Source organism: Streptomyces sp. CT34 (genome assembly GCF_000805335.1).
Classification (GTDB): Bacteria; Actinomycetota; Actinomycetes; order Streptomycetales; family Streptomycetaceae; genus Streptomyces.
Genome location: NZ_KN708638.1, coordinates 3970376 through 3972248, shown reverse-complemented (window position 1 = coordinate 3972248; position 1873 = coordinate 3970376). Strand labels below are relative to the sequence as shown.

Sequence of the window (1873 nt, the reverse complement as noted above, 5' to 3'; positions counted from 1 at the left end):
GGGGCGCCCCCAGCCGCAACGGGACCGCGGTCGGCGGCTGGGACTGCAACGGGCAGCGCAATCAGGGCTGGTGGTACGACCCGGAGCAGAAGTCGGTCCATGTGGAGCTGAGCCACGCCCGGTGCCTGGACGTGCCGGGCGGGCGCTACGAGCCGGGCGCCGCGCTGATCCTCTGGAACTGCTCGGGCGCCGGAAACCAGCAGTTCGTCCGGGACGGCGGCAGCTTCCGGCCGGCCGCCGCGCCGTCGCTGTGCCTGACGCTGGGCGCGGCGAAGGACCCGGTCCGGTTGCAGCGGTGCGACGGGACGGCGGGGCAGCGGTTCGCGTGACGGAGCCGGTCGGCGACGCACGGCGGAATCGGCACCGCGCAGCGGATCGGCGACGCGCAGTGGAATCGCCGGCGGACGGCGGAAGGGGCCCGTCCCGGGAGACGCTCTCCCGGTACGGGCCCCTTTCCCGTCGGCCGGATCGGGGCGCCGGCCGTCTACAGCGTGCCGAGCTTCACCAGGGCCAGCAGCGCGACCAGCTGGATCGCGGACGCGCCCAGGGCCTTGGGCCACGGCAGGTCGTGCGACTTGCTGACCATGGAGGTCAGCAGATAGCCGGTGGCGAGCCAGGTGGCCCAGCCCAGGACCTGCACCAGCGGGCTGTCGCCGCCCAGGAACATCGCGAACAGCAGCCGGGGCGCGTCCGGGATCGTCATGACCAGCATGGACAGGCCGACGGTGGGCTGCCAGGCGCCGTTGCCGCCCAGCTGGCGGGCCATGGTGTGGGTGACCGCACCCAGGATCAGACCGCCGATGACGAACATCACGGCGGTGATCAGCACCCAGGGGATGCTGTTGCCGAGCGTGGCGTTCAGCACATCCGCGCGCGCCTTCTCGAAACCGAAGATCGCCAGCAGGCCGTAGACGAAGGTGACGAGCAGCGCCGGGCCCCAGAGCGTGTGGTCCCGCATCTGCCAGAACGTCGGCGTCGGGCGCAGCACCACGCCGGGCAGCAGCTGCTTCCAGTGCAGCCGGGGGCCGGCCGGCGGCGCCGTCGTCTGGCCGGCGCGGTAGGTGCCGCCGGCCGCGTACTCGCTGTCGGCGGGGCCGTCCCCGTAGCCGTAGGCGTCCGGCGCCTCGCCCACGCTGAACTCCCGGGTGCGGCCCGGGGAGTTGTCGTCGGAGTACGGCGCGTACGACGGGCCCGCGTCCTGATAGCCGCCGTCGTCGAGGTACTCGGGCTGCCCCTGCTGGCGCGGGACACCCGGGGGCGCGCCGTACGGCCGCGGCGGCGCCTGCGGGGGCTGCTGCCACTGGCCGTGCGGAGGCGGGGGCTGCTGCCCGTACGGTCCTTGCTGCCCGTACGGTGCGTGCGGCCCCTGGCGCCCCTGCTGCTGTCCGTCCTGCGCGGTGCGGGCATCCCGTCCGCGACCCATCCTGAATCCAGCCACGCTTTCGAAAGTACCTGGTCCGGCAGAGCCGGGTGGCCACGACGGAGAGCCTGGTGCCCCTTTGGGGCTGTCCTGTGACATCCCCTAAGGGTTTCCCCTGGGGGTCCTTCCCACCCGTCCGCTGCGCCCGTCCGCTGCGCTTTGCCTGCGCCCCACGTTGTCGGCTTTCCCGCCGTGGGGGTTTGTCGCCGTTGCGCGGCTCCGCTGCGCTTTGCCGCGCCCGACGTTGTCGGCCGTCCCGCCGCGGGGGTTACTCGCCTTTGCGCCTGCGGCGCGGGGCGTTGTCCGCTGCGCGGGGCTTTCGGGTGCGGTGACGGCCCTGCGGGGGCGGTGTGCCGGACTGCTTCGCTTTACGTCCGGCACACCACCCCCTCCGGCCCGCCCCCTCCCGTGGAGGGGTGGGAAAAACCGGTGGGTGGGAGCTGGGGGGTCCCG

General features: G+C 73.8%; 2 protein-coding genes. One reads left to right on the top strand and one right to left on the bottom strand.

Annotation, left to right across the window (positions count from 1 at the left end):
- Positions 1-329, top strand: a 329-nt coding sequence (locus RZ84_RS41240) for an RICIN domain-containing protein (RefSeq protein WP_241777741.1), incomplete at its 5' end; no start/stop codon positions are given.
- A 155-nt stretch (positions 330-484) separates the two neighbouring features.
- Here the strand turns inward: RZ84_RS41240 and RZ84_RS17320 are convergent.
- A complete protein-coding gene (locus RZ84_RS17320; RefSeq protein WP_043265073.1) occupies positions 485-1423 on the bottom strand; it encodes a Yip1 family protein in 939 nt (312 codons plus the stop codon).
- Positions 1424-1873 lie beyond the last annotated feature (450 nt).